Origin of the sequence: Lederbergia citri, from assembly GCF_018343625.1 — a bacterium.
In the GTDB taxonomy this organism is placed as follows: domain Bacteria; phylum Bacillota; class Bacilli; order Bacillales; family Bacillaceae_C; genus Lederbergia; species Lederbergia citri.
This window is the reverse complement of record NZ_JAGYPG010000002.1, coordinates 44,405-66,391: the sequence shown is the minus strand read 5'-3', so window position 1 is coordinate 66,391 and position 21,987 is coordinate 44,405. Positions and strand designations below refer to the sequence as shown.

Genomic DNA, 21,987 nt, shown 5'->3' with positions numbered 1-21,987 from the left:
GTTTCTCGTTAATTATTAAACAAATGACTGTGTCTTAGTTTATTGATGTAAAATAAGAACTGTAGAAAAAGATTTAGATATTGATATATTCGAAAATCGGTGCGTTTCCGTAGTATGAAATGCACTTTTTCTAATGCCACAAATCTAACATGCTAACGGGACAGGTTACTTGAAGAAGGGATTAACACAAGTTAGGAAGAAATATATAGTATTCCACATAGAATGATATTCATAATGGTAGTCTTAAAATAAACATACTCTAAAAACAGGAAACTCTTAACTTCATCAAAACCCTTTAATAATGATTAAAGGCAGGAACAGATGAATTTCGTCCATACTCAAATGTGAAGGAGAACCCATGATGAAAGCAATGGTTTACAATAAATACGGAACGACTAACGTTCTTAATCTAAAAGAAATAGAAATTCCTACTCTAAAAGAAAATGAAGTATTGGTAAAGATTCATGCTGTTTCTGTGAATTCTTGGGACTGGGACCTCCTTAGAGGCAAACCTTTCCTGGCTCGTCTTGGTGGAATGCTAAAACCAAAATACAAAATCCTCGGTGCTGATATAGCAGGAAAAGTTGAAGCAATTGGTAGAGAAGTAAGTCATATCTCTGTAGGGGATGAAGTATTCGGAGACGTATCCTGGTGTGGTTGGGGTGGGTTTGCAGAATATGTAAGTGTTAATGCAGAAGCATTAACGCTAAAGCCTGCCAGTATGACATTTGAGGAGGCAGCTGCGATACCACAAGCGGGAGTTCTAGCTCTGCAGGGGCTTCGTGATAAAGGACAGATTCATGAAGCTAAAAAGGTCTTAATTAATGGTGCTGGTGGAGGTGTTGGGACCTTTGCATTGCAAATTGCCAAATTATATGGGGCTGAAGTAACTTGTGTGGACAGTAGGAAAAAATTAGATACACTAATCGCCATTGGTGCAGACCATGTGATTGATTACACTGAAGAAGATTTCACACAAAGAGGAAAATTTTATGATCTGATTCTCGATGTTGTTGGAACTCGGTCTATCTTCGACTACAAGCGTGTACTAAATCCTAAAGGCAAATATGTTATGATTGGAGGCTCCATGTCTCTGATCTTGCAACTATTGTTGCTTGGACCCATGATTTATAAAACTGAAAGCAAAAAAATGTCTATCCTTGTTCATAAACCAAATAAAAATGACCAAAATTTTTTAAAAGAACTTTTCATTACTGGTAAACTTGTACCTGTTATAGATAGACGATACTCGTTAAGTCAGGTTCCGGAGGCTATTCGTTATCTTGGGGAAGGACACGCCAAGGGAAAGGTGGTTGTCTGCTTGGAAAATAATCAGACTTAAACAAAAATTTTGTTGAAATATATTAAGAGTGTTACCATTCCTAGCAAAGTAAATTTGTGAACTATTGTACTTAACAAACAGGTGCTATAGTGGTGGATTGGGGTTGTGGCAGCAGCGATCCCTCCCTTAATTAAAATAAGGGCTACCCAATTAATTAACGGCTTCTACTTCATTAGCTGGATCTGTTTTGACCGTCGCATTAAGATAGATGCCTTGTTGTTATAAGTTTTGTTCGCTGCGTATTTTGTTGAGTAATGCCCGGCAACCAACCGAAACAAGACGATAGGTTTCATCAAAATCACCTGTGTAAAATGGATCGGGGACATCTTTCCTGTACTTGGTCAGGTCTAGTAGCCTAATGATCTTTGGATGATTAGGCTTACCGGTTATCCTATAAATATGTTTTATGTTGCTTTCGTCCATACCAATAATATAATCGAACTTCCAAAAGTCTTTTTTCTTTAGTTGGCGTCCAACAAGCCCATCGGATGAGATATTGTATTTCTTTAGAATATCAAGAGTTCCTTCGTGCGGAGGGAAGCCGATTTGCCATGGACTGGTCGCAGCAGAATCAACTGCGATTTTGTTTGTCAAATTTTCTTTTTTGACTAAGTAACGAAATAAAGCTTCAGCCATCGGTGAACGGCAAATATTCCCCAGGCACACAAATAAAACGTTTATCATGTACTACCCCTTTTTATTTATCTTATTTTTTCCATTTTAATACGCTCTTTTGTAATGAATTATGTATTTACAAAATAGTGGATTGGACAGATGTGTTGTCTTGCACACCTTAGCCATTATTGGAGTCTTTTTATACCAATCTGCTCCTATGACGATAAGGAGTATAAACATACTATGATTAGAACAAAATCAATTCCTATTTACCATCTGCCATGTATAGAGCCTCATTTCCCTTTCTTTTTGTCATTACAACATATGTACAAAACAGAAATTTGGAACGGCCCTAGTACTGATTTTAGTGAATGTTCCCAAGAAATCCTGTGATATGTCTTTCATTATTTAGTGTTTAAAATAACTCTTTTTTCTCTAACAGCTGATTTGTAATGAACTACATTTAAGCTCAAGGGTGCGTTAATCGAGAAGGATTAACGCTTTTTTTGTTGAAGTTATTAAGATAACAGGCAGGTTAGTGAAAAAAGAAAAACTAAAAGCTGAAACATATAGTTCCATCAATCGTATAAAAGGAACGTAAAAATCATATTATTCAACACAGCAATTCTAACTATGAGCAGAATTGTAAATAATTATTTTCTTGAAGGGAGCATTACCCCATGCAAAGGTTAAAATTTATGGTTAAAACATTTCTTACTGAACCTTTGTGGTTTAAATTACTAATCTCTATAACTTTCCTTGCTTCTATTATTCTAAGCAGTTCATCTCTTTCAAATTACGCTTATATGCAAAGTTTTTCGAAATTAGCTGCCGCTATCTTCTTTTTAACATATGGTCTTAAAATTAGAAGGAATTTTAAAAAGGCTATAATTTTATACCTTTGCACAACCATATGTATTTATCTCTCTATCGCCTCAATATTTTAACTTTTTTAAAGTAATTGTACTAAAGGGGGGTATCTTAATAATTAGGCTGCTATTTGCAACCCTTTCTTATTGGACTAACGGGCAGGATAGTTGAAGAAGAAATTGTTTATTAACTTCACAATTGACGGAAATTGTTTACTAGTAAAAGAGAAGGAATAAACCTCCTCTTATGGACACTTAGTAATTGTTATAGCATCTTCAGGAACAATTTTTGCAATAGATGTAGTATAGCTTGATCCATTCTTATCAATAGATTTGAAAAAAAGATCAAACCTGACTTGAATATCACTTTTTTGTAAAAAAAGCGAAAATAAATTTCGTTGGTAGCCATATACATCACTACCACTAGGAACTGATATACCTTCACCACTAGTAACTAATAAAACTCCACCTGGTGTCGTCATACAACTTGTAGGGTTAAAAGATTTTGCTTCAAAAAATGTTCCATCTGGGGACGTTATAGTAAGTGAACTTCCAGAAGGATTTTCACAATCAGGACAAATGTTTGCTTCATAAAAAGTGTCACCTTCACCTTCGAAGTATTTAAGAGTTGCGGAACAATCACAAGGACAATATTTTACAATTCCCAATTACTTCACTCCTTTCTTTAAAAGATTATGCTGTGAAATTTTAAAGTGCTTGGAGAATTATGTAAAATGTATAAAATATGCGGTTATCATTAGATAATTATTTGATGTTAATGAACAATACGAGGAAATTGTGTATTAGTAAGATATTCCTTGTTAACTAAAGGAATAAGTAAGGGTGAAGTTGTGAAGAAAACTTAAACTATCGAGTGCGTTGATTAGAGAAGGAATAACGCATTTTTTGATGAAGATATTTCTACTAACAGGCGGTTTGTTCAATTGAATAGTGGGATTATAACAAGTTAATAATCAATTGTTACAAGAGGGGGACGTTCTCCTCAAATATGTTCTATCTCTTGAATAAAATCTAATAAACTAGCTAACCCATCAAGATCATGTTTTACTTTGAAACTTTTCTTGTAGGGCTTCTTACTTTCCAAATATGCTTGAACCTGACTTACACTTTTGCCAAATCCAGACCAATGACTCATTCATTAAAAATCCTCCTTCAATAATATAATTGCCGATACCCCCTAAATCCTCCTCATAGTGTCATAGCTTCGCTGGTTAATTGTTCCAACCAGCCTCAAACATGTTTCTACAAGTAGGGGTGAACTGTTTTGCGGACGAGGTCTTAGCCCCAGGTCGCTTACGTTCTACCCCGGCTACAGTTATCAAATATCGATATAAAAAATGGTCAATCAGAAATATTTTCTGGCTGACCATATAATACGAACGGACGTTTTTCTTTAATAAGAGGCCGTCTTTTTGTTATGCCCCAACCCATATAAGAGATTAGATGTTGTTATGGTAAAGAAAAGATTGTGAAGATGTATAGTTGACACCCCTACTACTCGGTGTTACAATGTACCTGTAATAAGTAATACTCAATAGCGTGATTTCCCAAAAGCTATTGATTAAAATTTACCTTACTACTAAGTTATACAGAATAGAGGTAGCTCTAAACATGGAAAATTTAACTGAAATGCTAAAAGGTTCACTGGAAGGCTGTGTGCTGGAAATCATCAGTCGTCATGAAACCTATGGCTATGAGATTACCCGCCGCCTGAACGAGCTTGGGTTTACCGAAGTCGTGGAAGGGACGGTCTACACGATCCTTGTGCGATTAGAAAAGAAAAAACTAGTCAACATAGAAAAGAAACCGTCAGATATGGGGCCGCCCCGCAAGTTTTACACACTTAATGAGGCTGGCCGCCAGGAACTTGAATTGTTTTGGAAAAAATGGGATTTTGTATCATCAAAAATCAACGTCTTGAAATCAAACTAGCTTCATAAGTTATTCCATCCGATAATTTTGGACTGTAATGTTGAGCTTTATAAAAAAGGAGGAAAAATAACATGTTGGAAATGTTCAAAAAAATGATTGGTGATAAAAAAGAGTATAAGATGATGATGGCACGGGTTGAAGCCCTGCCAGAGGACTACCAGTTTGTATTTAAGAAAATTCAAAACTACATGTGGAATTTCGCAACTGGCAACGGGATGGATATGCTGCACATGCAGTATGAATTGATCGAGTTGTTCGAAGCCGGTGCAGCTGAAGGCAGAAAAGTGTTGGAAATCACTGGGGACGATGTGGCGTCCTTTGCCGATGAACTACTGGCAAACGCTAAAACCTATGTCGCCAAGTATGGTGAAGATTTGAATCAAAGTATCAAGAAGCGATTTGGAAAAAAATAAGTTCAATAGATAATACCGACTGAATAGCTGGTTACGAATTGTACCTTCGTTATTCAGTCATATTTACAACTCAGTAGTAAGTATTACTTATTATCAGCGATACAGAATAGTGGAGTAAAGTAATCTAACTCGGCAAGGACACTTTTTATAAGGAGGAAAAAATATGAACACTGTAGCGATTTCAGTAAAAGGGTTAAAAAAATCCTTTAAAGACAAGGAAGTCTTAAAAGGGGTGGATTTTGAGGTGCTACGTGGCGAAATTTTTGCACTGCTAGGATCAAATGGAGCGGGTAAGACGACAACGGTCAACATCCTCTCAACGCTAATGAAACACGATGGCGGCGAAATAGGTATTTGCGGCTATGACGTTCAGCGTCAACCCAATTATGTTCGCCAGAGCATCAGCTTAACAGGACAGTTCGCAGCTGTAGACGGCATGCTTACCGGGCGGGAAAATCTGATGATGGTCGCCAAGCTGCGGGGAGTTTCCAATCCTGCTCAAGTCGCTGACAATCTGCTTGCAAGATTTAGTCTGCGTGACGCGGCCAATCGCCGGGCGGACAAATATTCCGGCGGGATGAAGCGACGTCTTGACATCGCCATGAGCCTGATCGGGACGCCAGCTGTCATTTTTCTCGATGAACCGACGACAGGGCTTGACCCCGAAGCGCGGCTTGAAGTCTGGGATACCGTCAAGGAGCTTGCCGGCAGTGGCACAACCATCTTGCTCACGACCCAGTATCTGGAGGAAGCCGAACAACTGGCGGACCGTATTGCCATCTTGCACGGCGGAAAAATCATCACGACCGGTACCCTAACTGAACTCAAAGAAATGTTCCCGCCAACAAAAGTGGAGTACATTGAGAAGCAGCCAACATTGGAGGAAATTTTCCTCACGATCATCGGCAAAAAGGAGGAGATGTAAATGAAAAGTAAAACAAGGGTATTACTAGGGCGTTTAATGCGTAACATTTTGCGCAGCCCGGATACGATAATCACAGTGGCGATTACGCCGATTATGATGATGCTACTGTTTGTCTACGTTTTTGGCGGCGCCATAGAGACAGGATCGGATAACTACGTCAATTATTTATTACCGGGAATCTTGCTGATGGCTATCGCATCCGGCGTTGCATACACTTCTCTACGGCTGTTTAATGATGTAAAGAGTGGTCTGATGGCGCGTTTCATTACCATGCCCATTAAGCGCTCGTCGGTATTGTGGGCTCACGTGTTGACCTCGCTAGTTTCCAATTCGCTTACTATTGTGGTAGTTATCCTCGTCGCGCTCTTGATGGGCTTTCGTTCCAGCGCTGATATCCTGCATTGGCTCGCGGTAGCTGGGATACTCGCACTGTTTACGCTGGCGCTGACATGGCTGGCGGTCATTCCCGGATTGACAGCGGGGTCAATGGAAGGGGCGACAGCCTACTCGTACCCGCTGATTTTCCTGCCGTTTATCAGTTCAGCCTTTGTTCCAACCGAAACCATGCCTAAAATTGTCCGTGCGTTCGCTGAGAACCAGCCCGTGACTTCAATCGTGAATGCAATTCGTGCTCTCTTGTATGAAGGGTCTGTTGGCAACGATATTTGGATCGCACTTGCTTGGTGCATCGGCATTACGGTTATCGCTTACTTGTTCGCCAGTAAACAATTTAAACGCCAGTTAGGATAAGGTACACCATTATAGGATTAGCCATATCAATAGTCAGCCATTATAATGAATGCATTTGCTATCATATGGAACGCCGTATGCTTTGAAAGTCGCACGTATGGTGTGAACAAGGGGAAAAGGGAGCGATAATTTTGAAACATTTACCTAACTTTATAAATAAGTACATTTTTTATATAAGCAAAAAGAAACCTACAATCTATATGTGTTGTAGGTTTAACTATTTGTTAATGATAGTTAGTTTAAGTGGTTTGAAAATATTTATATGGACGATTCTTTTTACTATCTTTTTTATCACCTAATTGTCCGTGGTCATTACTCCCCCACAACCAGACGCTACCGTCCTTCTTCATTGCCATAGCGTGCTTTGTCCCAGCCGCAATATGAATGACATCATTCAGTTCGGGAATTTCTCTTGCTTCACATTTTTTTTCGTAGGTACCGTCTCCAAGTTGACCGTAATTATTTGATCCCCACGCCCAAACTGTGCCATTTTTCCTCAGAGCTAATGTAAATGCCCCACCAGCTGTGATTGCTTTTATATCGGTTAATCCAGAAACCATTCTTGGTTCACATGAACACCCGTTTACAAACTTTCCATCTCCCAATTGACCTTCATCATTGTATCCCCATGTCCAAACTGTACCATCATCTTTTAAAGCTACACCGTGCGAACCTCCTGCAGCAATTGCAACTATTTGATCGATCGTTTTCATACGCACAGGAATCGGACTTTGATCCTTTATTGGAAATTCGTTGGTCGAATCCCCATAACCGCCCCATCTCCATACAGTGCCATCACCTTTTAAGGCTAAAGAGTGAAAGAAACCTGCAGCCACTTCTTTAACACCTGCCAAATTCTCAACAATTAAAGGAGACTTACTCTCTTTGTATGATCCATTTCCAAGTTGACCATACCAATTTGGACCCCATGTCCATACCCTCCCATTGTCTTTTAATGCTAACGTATGAAACACACCTGCCGAAACAGAAACAACATGATCTAGACCCTCTATTTTGATGGGTACAGTAACATAGTCTTCGTTAGCATTTATTCCAAGTTGACCGTGGTCATTACTCCCCCATCCCCAAACAGTCCCATCGTTTTTAATAGCAAATGAATGATAATGCCCAGATGCAGCTGCTACTGTCTTTACATTTGACAGAATAGGAACAAGGGGCTTTTCAAGTCCAACTGAGCTTTCTTCCTGACCAAAATTCCCCCATCCCCAAACAGTCCCATCAGCTTTGACTGCCAAGGTATGTTCGTATCCTCCTGCAGCGTACTTTTTCTTGCTTTCTTCGATATCTGTAATATCAAAGCCTTCGAACATATCTTTCGGATTCATTTTCATCCCTCCATTTATGGATTCTATCGTTTTATATACTGTGTTGATGATTTCTTCCAGGCGTTTTTTCTTTTGGAGAAGAACATCTAAATGGACTTCTAATGCGTGCTTGCGATCGAAACCTGTATGTTCTAGATTTTTTTTGATTTCATTTAGTGAAAACCCCATTTCTTTGAAAAATAATATTTGCTGTAATCGCTCCAATTCGTAATCTGTGTAAAGACGATATCCTGCTTGGTTAACCGATTCAGGTGAAAGGAGACCGATTTTATCATAATGGTGGAGTGTAGCAATACTCACACCTACAAATTCGGCAACTTCTTTTACTTTGTATTTCATATCATCATCACCTCTATATATAATCATATATCCTCATGTACCATGAGAGTCAATAAAAGTAAGGAAATCTTTTTAAGCTAAAGGGGGACGTTAAAAGAAGAAGGATTAAGGCTTTTATTTGTTGAAGTTATTAAACTAATAGGCAGGATTTGAAGAAGGACTCTTTGTAAGAATAAGAGAATATAAAAAATTAATTTTCTTATAGAGAGAAATCCAACAAAAGGAGAACATTAATGGAAGAGTATTATTGGGATACCAAAATGGAATACCTAAAAACAACTAGAGACTTATATTATAATGATGACTATTTAGAGTTTTTAGTAAAGTACGTTTGGAGGCTATCTCAACCTGTACATATTATTGATTTTGGTTGTGGATATGGATATTTGGGACTTAAATTATTACCTCTATTACCAACCGGTTCGAAATATACAGGAATAGATAAAGGACAACAACTTATTAATCAGGGGAGAGAGCTTTTTCACAATCTAAAATATGAAGCTGAACTCTTTGTAGCTGATTTATATGAGATAGATATAGAGCGTAAGTATGACATTGCAGTATGCCACGCTTTTCTTTTACATATGTCAGATCCCAAAAGAATGCTTCAAAAAATGATTGATTCTGTTGTGAACGAAGGCAAAATAATTTGTTTTGAACCACACTGGATTTCAAATATGTCATCATACTATGTTAATAGGTATGAACAAACTCATATTATTAAACTTGGCATTCTTCAAAAACTATTTGAAGATGATGGAAAACAGAATGGAAAAGATGGGAATATAGGAGCTAAAATACCATTATATCTAACAGAATTGGGTGTGGAGAACATTGAGTGCAGAATTAGTGACAAAGTAAATTTCCTCAATCCGAATATGGATCAAATCGATAAACAAAAACTGTATTTTTCTTTAAAAGAAGAAGGTTTAGGTGAAGAACCCGCTAATAAAGAAGCGTTTATTGAAGGTTTAAAAAACCGAGGGGTAACATCGAAGGATGCACAGGCACAGTATGAAGCAGAGCTACTTTTTTCACAAGTATTTAACATTGATTCCTCTTTAGTATACGCTCCTAGTATGAAAGTTACCTTTGGAGAGATAAAAAATTGTAATCAATCTTAAATTCTAAGCTTATTCAACTCTTAGAAGGTGCGATAACGAAGTACAGTCGCTTTTTGTAAATATTAGAAACGTACAAGGAGTGTGTTTAATGAAAAGAGTAGATGTAGTATATTCACTTATTTATGATGAAACACAAGAAAAAGTTTTAATGGTTAAAAATACTAAATATGATAATTGGTCTTTACCAGGTGGAGCTGTTGAATCAGGAGAAACTCTATCACAAGCAGCAATACGCGAAGCTAAAGAAGAAACTGGTTTAACTATTGAGATTGATCATATCATTAGCGTAAATGAAGCTTTTATGATGAATGATGACAATCATGCCCTTTTTATAACATTCAAAGCAAGGATACTAAGTGGTGAAATTTCAATACAAGATACTGAAACAATTTCAGAAGTAAGATGGGTAAGTTTAAAAACAGCTGATGAAATGATGCCATATCATAAAAATGGTATTAAATATTTGCTAGATAAATCAGTCCCGTATGCATTCCAAGGAGTGGTAGGTTAATAAATCTTTATTTGTATAACTATTTATAAATGAGTGTCAGGGCTCTGTGATTATGTGAAGGGAACTTCCGGCCAATTGTGAAAAATGAACTTAAAGTAACGTGCAGGATAGTTGAAGAAGAATTTACCATAATACTAATAAAAAAGGGGAAAAGAGAATGAAAGCTTTAAAAAGATTAAGAGATGATTACGTTATTTGGCATGCCAATAATATTAATTTTCCCGAATTTGATTCAAGCAATGTAGTAAGAAAAAAAGTTATCTTTTCCGGGAGAGTTCAAAAAGTAGGATTCCGTTTGGAATTATTTACCCTTGCTCAAAGATTGGAATTCATGGGATGGGTGAAAAATTTAGAAGATGGAAGTGTAGAAGCAGAACTGCAAGGGGAAGAATCGAAAGTAGATTTTCTAATAAAATCCATGAAGTCTTTGAAACGTGCAACTGTAAAGAAATGTGAAGTCATAAACATTCCTATTAGTAGGAATAGGGAAGATTTTATAATAGTAGGATAAGAGATTTCCTTAGGGTCTGTCCTATTAAACTAATCATGAAATCGTAACCATATGACCACATATATAAAAAGTTCAACCAGAAAAATCTGGCTAAACTTATATTACAAAAAGGGTGTAAAAGTTATTTCGATGAATAAGTAACTATTGTGGTTTAATTAATACTTCCAAAAACTTGCAGTGGATTTTCCGTGAAAGGGGAAAGTCCACTGATATTTTTATATTAAATAAAAGAAATACATAAACAATAAAAAATTAATTTCCATTTTTTCTTAATTGCTTAGATGTATCGCAATTACAAATCGTCTTTTTCTAGAAGGAATGGCATGATGGCTCCAATCGCTGCTTGTTTTCTTGATGTGTTTCTTTAAAAAAGCTTGATAGGCAACTGTTTCAAACCACGAATGATAAGACTTTGTCGCCATTCTAATTCATTCAGTTCAGCTGCAAGGCTAAGACTTGGGTATTCTTCCAGCAAAACACGTATGGCTATTTCGCCTTCAAGCCGGGCAAGTGGGGCGCCTAGGCAATAGTGGATGCCTTTTCCAAACGCAAGATGAGGACTTTTTTCCCTTGTAATGTTGAAGGTACTGGGATCCGCAAACGCCGCTGGATCATGATCCGCCGATGCAAGAGAAACAATGACATGGTCCCCTTTCTCAACCTGCTGCCCCATAAACGTAAAGGACTCTTTCGCCCAACGGTCTGTACTGAACTCAACTGGACCATTAAAACGTAGCAATTCTTCAATGGCTTGTGCCACAAGGGAATGGTCTTCTTTTAGCAACGCAAGTTGGTCTTGATGTGTAAGCAGCGCCAGTAAACCATTGGCAATTAGATTCACAGTCGTTTCATGTCCGGCCACTATGAGAAGCATAACGACTCCATACAATTCGCTTACAGTTAAACGGTCCCCTCCTTCCTCTGCCTGAATTAAATCAGACAGCAAATCTTCTTTAGGAGACACACGCTTTTTTTCAATCACTTTCTCCAGATAAGCCATAAATTCCATCATAGCCTCATCATATCTAGGATTATCGCTTATCTCCACTATTACATTGGACCAGCGCTGGAAATCAAGACGATCTTCAGACGGGATGCCAAGCAATTCACAGATGACTCTAATTGGAATCGGAAACGCGTATTCTTCAATAAAGTCAACCGTTTCTTTGTTTCTCATAAGCCATGCTTGTTCTCTTGCAATTTCCTCAATACGCCCTCTTAACCTCGCAATCCTTTTAGGCGTAAAGCCACTTTGTACAAGGCTGCGCAGGCGGCGATGGTCAGGAGGGTCAACAAAAAGCATGCTTTGACTTATTGGCGGAAGATTTTCGTCTGTCACTTCGTCAGGGAAGACTGTCCGCATATCTTTTATAAACCTCTGATCTTTTAACACGGCTACCGCTGCTTCATACGTAAAAGCCATCCATGTATGATGTTGTCCTTCGTTAAACAGCTTCACTTTTGCAAAAGGTTGGTGTGGTCGGATTTTATTATAATAATCATAAGGATTTTGGTGAAACTCCTGCGAAAACAAATCAAGCGATTTAATATCCATGCGTGTTGTTCTCCCTTTCTATCCTAAGTCTTTTTAATCATATATTCGCGTTTAAACATCCTTTTCCTGCAACCATGGCAGCAAATACTAGTGTTAATTGTATTCCTTGTTTAAAAACTAATTCCTGGGAATCTGTTAATGTCTTAGACTGAATACAAACGCTCACATACCTCGTTGCTTGCCTCGCCTGACAACAGGCTGTTTAAAGGTTGCTTTATTTCCGAGTGATCCCTTTTTAACTTTTCGATAAAGGACCTTCAATACTTGAAACGCACTTTTGCATCATTTATATTAATCTTTACTCTTACGGGGCTCAATTTTTTGAAAGTATCATTAATTGAATAATTGTTTTCAAGTTTTTTGTACGGTTTCCGTTAGTTCGGCATATCCTTATTTTGCTAAAGGGGGCTTTACTCCAATATGGAATAAAGCATTTTTTTGCTGAAATTCTTATTGAACGAACGGGCAGTTAATTTAATAAGCAGGTATTTATTTAAAAGAGAAGAATAATTGTATATAACAAATTTCCTATAATTTATGATTTTTCTGGTAGATATTTCTATCGGATCCAGTGGAGTGATAATCGTGAAAAACAACCAAATAACAAAGGCAGCTACTGAGCAAATAGTATCCGCTATAAAAACACGGCTGAAAGGACGAACCAATCCTTTGGTGGTGTCCCTAGATGGAGGGAGTGGTGCAGGAAAATCTACGTTGGCTGCTGAAGTTGCTTCACACTTAGGAGCAACTGTCATTCAGTGTGATGATTTCTTCGCAGCAACTATCACTGACGATGAATGGGACACCTATACATCAGAGCTGAAGTGTCGCAGGTGTATCGACTGGCAGCGTATGCGTACTGAGGCGTTGTTACCACTTATAGCAGGTGAGAACGCTCAATATCACCCTTTCTCCTTTTCTTCTGAAAATGGCTTGTCATTGTCCTTTGTAACGAAAGAGCCCTCAATGGTAATTATTCTTGACGGAATTTATAGCTCGCTACCTGAACTATCTGATGTAGTCGATTTTAAGGTACTAGTGGATGTGTTACCCGATGTTCGCCGTTATAGACATAATGTAAGAGAAGGTAATGACGATATGGATTGGCATCTGCGATGGGACTCTGCAGAGGATTACTATTTCTCAGTCTTGTGTCCACCAACATCATTTGATTTAATAGTGGTCAACGAGTAGTGCATAGTTTGGTAACATCGATTGTTGTATCAAATCCTTATAATGAAACTTTTGACGATTATAAAGTTTAATCCTTATTGAAGTATCGGAGCGTTAATCGAAGATGAAGTAAGTTCAAAAGAGACACAGCGAACATGTTGGATAATATGAAAAAAACTATTTAATGTAATGTTAAGTATAAGTTTCGTGTTTTACTTATTTTTATTAATTGTTCTATTATTCTTGGGTTTTAGAAGTTATATCTGGACTGATTTGTCATTAATAGAATATATCAAAAGGTCTTCAAATTTAGTCCCATTTAAAACAATAATTATATATGTTAAACCGATTTCGGAAGGTAGTATGAATATGGATATACGAATTAAAAACCTGTTTGGAAATGCTTTTATGTTTTTACCAATGGGTATCTATCTGCCTTACTTTATAAGTAAAATAAACAAAATAAGTGTATTTTCATTCACAATGGTAATATTGTTATTTGTTATTGAAGGAATACAATTAGTTACGAGAAGAGGAAGTTTTGATATTGATGACTTCATTCTTAATTTGTTTGGGGCTTTGATTGGTTTTTCAATTTGGAAGATGAATTCTAATCAAAAGTTAATAATTAGGGATTCAGTTCAATCCTGTTAGTTTGTGAAGAATTGTGCTTAGACAAACGAGTGCTAGAGTAAAATAAAAGCATAGTAGTATTAGTAACGCTTGGATTTAAGCCCAAGCGCTGATAGGTGTGGTATTAGTTTGTTATTTGCTTTTTCAAATGTTTGAACAATAAACATACTGTTAAAGATTATCTGTATTAATTCTTGGGGTTTCTGGTTCAAGAGCCGCTGCTGCCCTAGCGTTATCATTATGCCGATCGTTTTTGTATCTATCTAATTTACTGTATCTTTCCATGTATTTTGAAGTTTTCTTTTTGTCAGCCACCTTATCACCTCCTATGGATAATATGTCCAACTTTACCTTGAAAATAAAAATGGTTGAAGGAAATTAATATTTCTTAACTATTATCAAATCAAACCTTGAACGACGATAGAAGAATATATCTTGATGGTAGCTCCCTCGCTTATTGAGTAAATGTCAGGTAGGTTGAAGAAGGAATTTGTTTGTTATTTCTTGAATTTCTAACTTAATCGAAAAAATTAAAGAAATTAGAGAAGGGAGCATGTTTATTATGATGATAAAAGGTTTCGGAGGAATATTCTGGAGAACTAAGAATCTTGATGTTATAAAAAAATGGTACAGTGAAGTGTTGAAGATTGAACTTGAAAATTGGAATGGGACTATTATTAAACCCCATTCAGGAAATGAAACTATCTTTTCTTTCTTTACTGAAGATGACCCTTACTTCCCAACAGAACAGCAAGTGATGTTAAATTTCCAAGTTGATAATCTAAACGAGACTATTACGCACCTTGAACAAATTGGTGTACCTCTAGTAAAGGAAAAAGAGATTAGTGAATTTGGTAAGTTTATTTGGATTAAAGATCCTGAAGGTAGACTGGTTGAGCTATGGGAGAAATAAAGGGTTGAAATATTCATATTTTGTTGAATAAACAGGTGCTTAAGCGAAACAAGGAGTTGTAGCTGCGGCTCCTTTTCTTGTTCCACTAACGGACGGTAAGGTAAATAAGACGGGAGGGAAATGTTTGGAGAAGAAAGAAAGTGTTTATGTTGCTAATCAAGGTAACAAGTTGTTTTCCGCCTTTACTGACTACTCATTAGGATTTTTTATAAGTTTTGTTCTTGGGTTTATGTGGTCGAAGGTTTATCAAACATGGGCCATTGTTTATAGAGATAGTCAATATGACAATAATCAAACAACTTCATGGATGACAGATTCTCCACCTACTTGGATAACTGCAACTGAAAGTCCTAATTCTTTTTCAACGTCTGTAATAATTTTTTTTATCATAGTAGGTATCATATTTACCTTTTGTCTCAGAAAAAGATTTAATTGTACAACCAGATAAGTATTTACTCTTCCATTGCAGATGATGCTATGGAGGCAACCATAACTTGGAATGGAGAATCAGAAACCTTCAATTTGAAAAATAAATAGATATATTCGACTAATGGAGCGTTAATTGAAGAAGGATTAACGCTTTTTTTGTTAAAGTTATTAAGCTCAGCAGGTTAGCTGAGCAAGCTTTCTCTATATGCGATTATAAGTCAATAGGGGGTGTAAAGGATGCGTGAACCTAAACCATACTGGAGAGAAGTTCCACAAGAGCTTCGTGAACAAATTGTTGAAATAGTTGGAAGTCCAATACGCAGGGCAACTCGAGTATTTGGAGGCTATGGACCCAGTGCAACCTTTAGAATCTTTTTAGAAGACGGTAAAACCATCTTTGCCAAAGGTGCTGGGAAAGGGTCTATTTCGGGAAACTGGGACGCTATACCGAATGAAGAATTTGTGTATCAGAATATAAATGCTATACAGTCTATATCGCCAAGTTACTTCGGGTCAGTAAGCGTTGACGGTTGGCACTTATTATTACTCGAAGATTTGGGAGGAACAAAGAAGGTCCCGCCTTGGTCTGAAAAGCTTGGGATGCAAGCAGTTAGAGATATAGCTTCCTTTCACCTACGTGGTATTTCTGAGGGTACGAAGGTTGAGATATTAGACGGCGATGGTATAGCAGACAATTGGAACACTATTAAAAACAATCATGACGAATGGAATTGTTTTCTTGAATTGTTTCAAGAGGATCGAGTGGAAGCTGAGTCATGGCTTGATTCAGTCATTGATGTTCTAATGATGGCGGAAAAAGAACTTCTGCTTCGTGACCAACCTTGGGGCTTAATCCATACAGATATAAGGTCAGATAACTTGCGTTTCAGAAACGGCAATTTGGTCTTGTTTGATTGGGCGCTAGTCCGCAGAGGACCATTGATGTTTGATGTGGGGTTTTTCTTCCCGAGTGTTGAGGGCGAGGGTGGACCATTAGCCGAAAGTCTCCTTTCTGAGTATCTGAAGGTAATGAAGGATGGGGGGATATCGTTTCCTTCATATTCCGCAAAGTGTGTGGCTGCTTCGACAGCAGGTTTTTTCGCATCCCGAGCTGGTAAGCCGGTGATACCTCCACTTCCAAGACTTCGGCAGGTTCAGCGCCTTCAACTGGGACCAGCACTACGTTGGGCATGTTCTGTCCTAGAATTACCCACACCTCCAAAATTGAATTTCAATTTGTAATAGGGGTATTGATCTTATTTGAATGGGGAGGTATTAAATTATGTCCTTGAATTTAGAAACTGAACGTTTTCGTTAAATCCTTAGGATATTCATTTAATAAAGGAATTATAGAATTATTCAACGAATGGGCAGTTTAATTAAGATATTTTGCATATAAGGTGGGAGTACATATGAAGGAGGACTATCAATTTATAAAGGAAAACCAATAATTGAGCGTAGTTCTTCTTCAGTTGTAAGCATTTAAACGATCGGGGTTATGGGAAACTAATTTTTGGATGGATAAAGCATCCTTACCTTCCGCGTCTAAAATATTATTTGAACACACTAAACCCTAATACAAGTATTGATTCTATTCAGGAAAGATTGGAAGAAAGTTACTCTAAAAGACTATATTAAGCTAAGGAGATGAATACGGAAGCAGTAGTTCTTGATCCCAATGGAACTTTATTAAATTCATATAAAAAATTAGTATTTTAGATATAAAATGAATTGAATCAATGTTTAATCTCTTATTCTAGTAATTATAGCCTCCATGAGCTGTCAAATATTTACTGTCCGAAGAGATCTGATCTAGGGCAAAAAAGGTTTATTATAATGGAGCTTTTATGAATAACGCAGGAAATATGACACTGGTACCGAATTATTCATTATACTCAGAACAATAAGTGCAGAAAGGATTATTTTGATACTTGTTGGTATCAATTTCACTTGATCAGTTTATGAATAGTTCCTTTACAGACAATCCGGAGGTGCATAGTGAAAGAATCAGTGATTAAGTTTTATGATGACCTTTCAGAAGATTACCACCTTATTTATTCCGATTGGGACTGTGCCATCGATCGTCAAAGTACGATTTTGAACCAGTTGATAAAAGATAATTTACCTCATTTAAATAACAGGCCAATCTCACTTCTAGACTGCTCTTGTGGTATAGGTACACAAGCGATAGGATTAGCAAAAAAGGGGTATATAGTTACAGCAACGGACTTAAGCCCTGCTTCAATTAAGAGGGCCGAACGAGAGTCTGAGTCACGTGGGGTCAAAATTACCTTTGGCGTTGCTGATTTTCGTTCCTTGAAGGAGGATGTATCCGGAGAATTTGATGTTGTTATATCAGTTGATAATGCCATTCCCCACCTTCAATCAGACGAAGATCTACAATTAGCAGGCAAGAATATGTATTCAAAATTACTTCAAGATGGCTTATTGGTCATTTCGATAAGGGACTACGACGCGATCTTACACGATAAACCTCGCGCCACTCATCCAAGTGTCTTTGATAACGGGAAACGGATAACTTTTCAAGTGTGGGATTGGCCTGATGACTCAAAAACATATACTGTAAATCAATTTATGATTCAAGACATTAACAATCGGTGGGAGACAAAACATTTTTTAGCAAATTATCGTGCTCTTAAACGACAAGAGCTTAGCACAATTCTAATTTCCTGTGGATTCACTGATGTCATGTGGCACATGCCTGAAGAATCAGGCTTTTATCAGCCGATTGTTACTGCGCGTAAACTGTGAATATAAAAAAACTTGCAATCCCTTATTTATAAAGGTTTTGCAAGTTTTTTTGTATGGAGAATAGCGGGTTCGAACCGCTGACCTCTACACTGCCAGTACAAAGAAATGGGGAAATCTAAGTAAATTTAATACAATTCAGTAAAATAAGTATTGGTAAATCAATGTTTTAGTAATTTCCGTACTTTTATATTCAAAACAATAAATTATCTATGTGGTCAAAATGAGGTCAATTAAAAAAGTAAAAAAATTGATTTAGTCAGATAAGTGTGAAGTAATTAATGTATATCCAAGTTGAAAAAAAGAGGCTTGAGTTTTAAGGTTCTAATTTATAGAAAACCTAATAAAAAGGTTTGATCTAAGTTCTATTTGTTAAGGTATTCTTTTAATGCAATCCTGTCAGATTGTTGAGTAGCTCTTTTTTATATCAATTTATATTTTAGAAGAGGAAGTGAAAGAATGTACTTAAACTAGAAGGCTTCGGTCATACTCTCCAAGGAAATTCATAACGGTCGCTTCTGTGTAAGGAAACTACTGTATTCAAGTGGAGGTTTTCAACCTCTGCTTTTTCTCGTTATTCTGGCCATTACTAATTATTAACGTACGTGATCACTGTACCGGGAACAATGCCAATTGCCCGTTGGCATTGTTCCCGGTGCAGCGAGAGTCGGGAGGCAGACATACTTAAAGCGAGGAGACGAGATACGTGAAGAAGCTACACATCGAGCCGGTAAAAAATAACGGCACAGAAGTGGTGCAAAACCACAGGAATTGGACGAACTACTGAACATCTACCACCGAAAGTTATTAAAGGAAACCACATCTTTACCCCGATAAGCAAAATCAGAGCTACTTCAAGTGTTAACAAACGGAGCCCTCTATTAAACATTACGTTTTTTGGTATAAATCGGATGGATGTAAAAGTGGACACATTTTCTATTGCAGAAGCAAGTGATCAAAAATAAGCCTCTAGGCTTGCTTTCGTGTTTTGAATTTTTAAAAGGTAGACGAGCTCTTTCATGAATACGCTAAGGAACGTCTCAATGCCTGCGTTATCGTAGCAGTTCCCTTTGCGAACTCATTCTACTCTTTCATCTTGTATTTACGCAGCAGCCACGTTTAAAGAGCATTTTCCTTGGCAAAACTATATTCAACATAATCAATTTAAATAATCCTGAGGAGTGACAGTCGTCCATGGGTTCCATAAGTAATAACCTTGGAAAAAATGAAGCCTATCTTAGAGAACAATTCCTTAATTGCTCGGACATTATATTCCGTTCTTTCATTATGAAGGATGAAAGCAAACTTTTACTCATTTATATCGATGGCATGGTACGATTGCAGAGCATTGAGGATAATGTGCTGAAGCCCCTTATTTTCAATGGTTTGCCGCAAGGAATCGATAAGATCGAGTCGCTCGCCGAAATGTTCAGATGCGAATGGCTTCCGCTGACGAATGTGAAGACGGAGGAAACTTTGGAGGGACTGATCAATCATATCCTGCAGGGAAGCTTGGGAATCTTGGTTGACGGCAATGTTTCTTCACTCATCACTCAGGTTCAGGACTATGAGATGAGAAGCATCGAGGAGCCGCAGAAGGAATCGGCTTTGCGCGGCTCCAAAGAAGGTTTTGTCGAAAATATTCGCACAAATACATCCTTAATAAGGCGCAGGATCATCCATCCGAATCTGAAGATGGAATCGTTTAAGATTGGTAAATACACTCAGACCGAAGTAGTCCTTGCCTATATGCAAGGCGTGGCGGATGAGCGGGTGTTATTGGAAGTACGAACAAAGCTCAACAAAATTGATTTGGACGGCGTGATCGATTCCGCATATATCGAAGAATGGATCGAGAATAGCTCATTCTCGATCTTTTCGCAAATTCAAAATACCGAACGCCCGGATATTGCAGTTGCTTCATTATTAGAGGGAAAAGTTGCCCTCATCACCAACGGAACTCCTTTTGCCCTCATTCTTCCCATAACGCTCTGGTCGGGACTTCAATCGGCAGACGATTACTTCGAGAGGTTTGTATTCGCCCTTCTAACGCGGTGGATTCGGTATGTTATGGCTTTCATTTCACTTGCCTTTCCTGCTATTTATGTCGCGCTTTCGACTTTCCATCCGGAGATGATCCCGACCAATCTTATGATCGGCATTGCGACGGCGAGAGAAAGCTCCCCGTTCCCAACCGTTGTTGAAGTATTCCTCATGATGTTTATTTTTGACGGGCTACAGGAGGCTGGCGTCCATCTTCCGAACCAGCTCGGCCCAGTTGTAAGCATCATCGGTGCGCTCGTTATTGGTCAAGCGGCTGTGGAGGCAGGTATTATATCCACACCAATCATTATCGTCATTTCTTTGACCGGCGTCGCTGCATATACGATCCCAAGATACAGCCTCATGCTTCCCTTTCGCTTGATCCGATATCTTTTACTGTTCTGGAGCGGCTTTCTTGGTTTCGTTGGCTTTACATTCGGCGTTATCGTCTTGCTGATCCACCTAGTCATGCTTGAATCTTTCGGAACACCTTACTTAAGCCCTGTTGCCCCGTTCGATGGTGTACGCATTAAAGACTTGATCATCAGGTACCCATTCTGGGTCAGAAACGGGCAAAAAAAGAAAGGACGCGACTGAAATGATTCGACGGATGCTTCTGATAAGCTTCTTCTTCATTATTATTCTGACTGCCCCTGGCTGTGGGGATATTGTCGAGCCCAACCAATTGGCGTTCGTCCTGGGCTCGGCCATTGATATTGTCGACAGCGGAGAGATTGAAGTAAGCCATCAGATCGTAACCCCCATTCAGAAGAACGGACCGTTCAAGGGAAGCTCTGAAAATTCGAAAAGCTTCTTCATTATATCGGCCAAGGGGAGAAGTGTATTCGAAGCCACTCAGAAAATCCAAAAGAAGCTTTCTAGAAGAGTGCTGACCAGTCATCGTACCCTGATCGCCATTAGCGAGGATTACTTCAATAAGAACGACGTCAGCAATATATTCGACAAACTGAACAGGGACCCTGCTAACAATCAACGGGATATTACGGTCATGATTAAAGGCAATGCTAAAGAATTCCTTATGATCGGACACCCCATGGAGCATCTATCCAGCATCGGCACGGGAAAAGAACTGCTAATCAACGGGTTGAACTCCTTTTCTACACGGCAATTCATCATCGACAGTATCACGGATGGGGTCAGGCCTCTGGTGCCGACCATCCGGATTGAAAATAAAAAACTGAGCATCGATGAGGAAACTCCGATTGCCAGAATTTCCGGCTTTTCCGTATTGAACAAACAACTTAAAATCGCCGGGGTTTTAAACAATACGGAAGGCGCCGGAGCGGTCTGGATGGCGGGAAAAGGAACTTATCAAGGGATAACCGTTCCATGGAAAGACGGCAAGAGCACCTTATCGTTCAGATTTACTAATCTTAGGCGACAAATTCATTCCGAAACCGAAACCCAGAACATTCCCGGACAAGTTTTATTAACCGTCAAAGCTCAGGCTTATCTCCTTGAAAATACAACATCGCTCGATATGTCCGAGGTAGATCATATGATTGCGGTCAAGCAGCACGTCAATAAGAAAATTCAAAAGGACTTGCAGAAGACGGTAGATAAAGTTCAGGAATGGGGACCTGATGTATTTGGTATCGGAGAGCACTTTCATCGCAAACATCCATACTGGTGGAAGTCGCAAAAGGACGATTGGGATGAAAAATTCAAAAAAATCGATGTCACCGTCAAGGCAGATATAGAATTAATGTCAGTTGGAACAAGCGGCAGGCAGTTAAAATAAAGGATGTGAAAT

Annotated in this window: 21 protein-coding genes; 15 read left to right on the top strand and 6 right to left on the bottom strand. The window is 38.2% G+C overall.

The window, feature by feature from the left end:
* The first annotated feature begins 361 nt into the window (after positions 1–361).
* Entirely contained in the window at positions 362–1,342 is a 981-nt protein-coding gene (locus KHA97_RS08935) for an NAD(P)-dependent alcohol dehydrogenase (protein WP_213124417.1), read from the top strand.
* Positions 1,343–1,561: 219 nt separating this feature from the next.
* On the opposite strand, the gene KHA97_RS08930 is transcribed toward KHA97_RS08935, so the two are convergent.
* The 3 genes from KHA97_RS08930 to KHA97_RS08920 form a co-directional block, all read right to left on the bottom strand.
* Entirely contained in the window at positions 1,562–2,026 is a 465-nt protein-coding gene (locus KHA97_RS08930) for a low molecular weight protein-tyrosine-phosphatase (RefSeq protein ID WP_213124416.1), read from the bottom strand.
* 1,045 nt (positions 2,027–3,071) lie between these two features.
* Positions 3,072–3,494 (bottom strand): hypothetical protein, encoded by a 423-nt coding sequence (locus KHA97_RS08925; protein WP_213124415.1) that lies wholly within the window; start codon positions 3,492–3,494, stop codon positions 3,072–3,074.
* 335 nt (positions 3,495–3,829) lie between these two features.
* A complete protein-coding gene (locus KHA97_RS08920) occupies positions 3,830–3,982 on the bottom strand; it encodes a hypothetical protein (protein ID WP_213124414.1) in 153 nt (50 codons plus the stop codon).
* A gap of 476 nt (positions 3,983–4,458) precedes the next feature.
* Between KHA97_RS08920 and KHA97_RS08915 the strand changes: the two genes are divergently transcribed.
* The 4 genes from KHA97_RS08915 (at position 4,459) to KHA97_RS08900 (ending at position 6,867) form a co-directional block, all read left to right on the top strand.
* On the top strand, positions 4,459–4,779 hold the full coding sequence (locus KHA97_RS08915) for a PadR family transcriptional regulator (protein WP_213124413.1): 321 nt from the start codon (positions 4,459–4,461) through the stop codon (positions 4,777–4,779).
* Positions 4,780–4,850: 71 nt separating this feature from the next.
* Positions 4,851–5,192 carry a DUF1048 domain-containing protein gene (locus KHA97_RS08910; RefSeq protein ID WP_213124412.1) on the top strand — a complete coding sequence of 114 codons (342 nt, stop codon included), beginning with the start codon at positions 4,851–4,853 and terminating at the stop codon, positions 5,190–5,192.
* 163 nt (positions 5,193–5,355) lie between these two features.
* Positions 5,356–6,117, top strand: a complete 762-nt coding sequence (locus KHA97_RS08905) for an ABC transporter ATP-binding protein (RefSeq protein WP_213124411.1) — start codon at positions 5,356–5,358, stop codon at positions 6,115–6,117.
* A complete protein-coding gene (locus KHA97_RS08900; RefSeq protein ID WP_213124410.1) occupies positions 6,118–6,867 on the top strand; it encodes an ABC transporter permease in 750 nt (249 codons plus the stop codon).
* A 239-nt stretch (positions 6,868–7,106) separates the two neighbouring features.
* Here KHA97_RS08900 and KHA97_RS08895 read toward each other — a convergent pair whose 3' ends face one another.
* Positions 7,107–8,552 (bottom strand): RCC1 domain-containing protein, encoded by a 1,446-nt coding sequence (locus tag KHA97_RS08895; protein ID WP_213124409.1) that lies wholly within the window; start codon positions 8,550–8,552, stop codon positions 7,107–7,109.
* Between the two features lie 233 nt (positions 8,553–8,785).
* Between KHA97_RS08895 and KHA97_RS08890 the strand changes: the two genes are divergently transcribed.
* From KHA97_RS08890 to KHA97_RS08880, 3 genes are all read left to right on the top strand, one after another.
* The gene (locus tag KHA97_RS08890; protein ID WP_213124408.1) at positions 8,786–9,676 is read left to right on the top strand and encodes a class I SAM-dependent methyltransferase; all 891 of its coding nucleotides are present in this window, start codon (positions 8,786–8,788) and stop codon (positions 9,674–9,676) included.
* A gap of 88 nt (positions 9,677–9,764) precedes the next feature.
* Complete coding sequence (locus KHA97_RS08885; RefSeq protein WP_213124407.1) at positions 9,765–10,187, top strand: NUDIX hydrolase; 423 nt, start codon at positions 9,765–9,767, stop codon at positions 10,185–10,187.
* A gap of 157 nt (positions 10,188–10,344) precedes the next feature.
* Positions 10,345–10,698 carry an acylphosphatase gene (locus KHA97_RS08880; protein ID WP_213124406.1) on the top strand — a complete coding sequence of 118 codons (354 nt, stop codon included), beginning with the start codon at positions 10,345–10,347 and terminating at the stop codon, positions 10,696–10,698.
* A gap of 364 nt (positions 10,699–11,062) precedes the next feature.
* Here KHA97_RS08880 and KHA97_RS08875 read toward each other — a convergent pair whose 3' ends face one another.
* Positions 11,063–12,253: a cytochrome P450 family protein gene (locus tag KHA97_RS08875; RefSeq protein WP_213124405.1), complete on the bottom strand. Its 1,191-nt coding sequence runs from the start codon at positions 12,251–12,253 to the stop codon at positions 11,063–11,065.
* 585 nt (positions 12,254–12,838) lie between these two features.
* On the opposite strand from KHA97_RS08875, the gene KHA97_RS08870 reads away from it, so the two are divergent.
* Positions 12,839–13,447: a uridine kinase family protein gene (locus KHA97_RS08870; RefSeq protein WP_213124404.1), complete on the top strand. Its 609-nt coding sequence runs from the start codon at positions 12,839–12,841 to the stop codon at positions 13,445–13,447.
* Between the two features lie 168 nt (positions 13,448–13,615).
* A complete protein-coding gene (locus KHA97_RS08865) occupies positions 13,616–14,080 on the top strand; it encodes a VanZ family protein (protein WP_213124403.1) in 465 nt (154 codons plus the stop codon).
* Between the two features lie 150 nt (positions 14,081–14,230).
* On the opposite strand, the gene KHA97_RS08860 is transcribed toward KHA97_RS08865, so the two are convergent.
* Positions 14,231–14,374 (bottom strand): hypothetical protein, encoded by a 144-nt coding sequence (locus tag KHA97_RS08860; RefSeq protein ID WP_213124402.1) that lies wholly within the window; start codon positions 14,372–14,374, stop codon positions 14,231–14,233.
* Between the two features lie 250 nt (positions 14,375–14,624).
* Here KHA97_RS08860 and KHA97_RS08855 point away from each other — a divergent pair, with 250 nt between their 5' ends.
* From KHA97_RS08855 to KHA97_RS08835, 5 genes are all read left to right on the top strand, one after another.
* Positions 14,625–14,972, top strand: coding sequence for a VOC family protein (locus KHA97_RS08855; RefSeq protein WP_213125711.1), 348 nt, complete (start codon positions 14,625–14,627; stop codon positions 14,970–14,972).
* Between the two features lie 666 nt (positions 14,973–15,638).
* On the top strand, positions 15,639–16,643 hold the full coding sequence (locus KHA97_RS08850) for a phosphotransferase (RefSeq protein ID WP_213124401.1): 1,005 nt from the start codon (positions 15,639–15,641) through the stop codon (positions 16,641–16,643).
* Positions 16,644–17,399: 756 nt separating this feature from the next.
* The gene (locus KHA97_RS08845) at positions 17,400–18,173 is read left to right on the top strand and encodes a class I SAM-dependent methyltransferase (RefSeq protein WP_213124400.1); all 774 of its coding nucleotides are present in this window, start codon (positions 17,400–17,402) and stop codon (positions 18,171–18,173) included.
* Positions 18,174–19,364: 1,191 nt separating this feature from the next.
* A complete protein-coding gene (locus tag KHA97_RS08840) occupies positions 19,365–20,810 on the top strand; it encodes a spore germination protein (RefSeq protein ID WP_213124399.1) in 1,446 nt (481 codons plus the stop codon).
* 1 nt (position 20,811) lies between these two features.
* The gene (locus KHA97_RS08835) at positions 20,812–21,975 is read left to right on the top strand and encodes a Ger(x)C family spore germination protein (protein ID WP_213124398.1); all 1,164 of its coding nucleotides are present in this window, start codon (positions 20,812–20,814) and stop codon (positions 21,973–21,975) included.
* The last annotated feature ends 12 nt before the right edge of the window (positions 21,976–21,987 follow it).